This window comes from Pseudomonas oplopanacis, from assembly GCF_057128725.1.
Genome location: NZ_JBSKHV010000051.1, coordinates 1 through 548 on the forward strand (window position 1 = coordinate 1; position 548 = coordinate 548).

Here is a 548-nt window from a genome sequence, read left to right on the forward strand (position 1 = left end):
GCCCGTGACAGCGGCTGGCTGACCGTGCTGCCCGAGGTGGTGGTTCAGGACGAGTTGCGCACGGGCATCCTCGTCAAGGTGGGCTACTCCGCCGGGCTGCAGGAGCATTTCTACGCCATCACCACCCGGCATCGGCACCGTATCGAGGTGCTGGAAACCCTGCTGGAACGTTCGTCGGGCCGCATGGGGCCGTCCTGACAGACCTAGGGCAACGCTGAACAAGTCCCTCGCGCACCGCGCACCCCTGCTTTGGGCGGTCTGCCGCGTTGCAAATCCTCGCGATAGCTACGGCTATCGCTGTGGTTTGCGCCTTGCATCCCATCCCAAATCAGGGCGTGCGCCACTGCGGGGACTTATTCGGCGTTGCCCTAGCTGGGATTCGTCAAAAGTTTGCCCCATGAAAAAGCCCCGCAATGGGGGCTCGTTCATGGGCGATGCAATGTGATGCGGTGCACCGATGACGCCTTCGCTCAGCCGCAGTGGATGCGCCAAGCGGTGGCGTCCGAAACGCCCGCATCGGCTTGCATTACATGGCGTTGCCGATTTCG

Annotated in this window: 1 pseudogene; it reads left to right on the top strand. The window is 63.1% G+C overall.

Annotated elements, in window-relative coordinates:
• A pseudogene (locus ACWKV5_RS29660) lies at positions 1-198 on the top strand (LysR family transcriptional regulator); the annotation flags it as partial.
• Between the last annotated feature and the right edge of the window lie 350 nt (positions 199-548).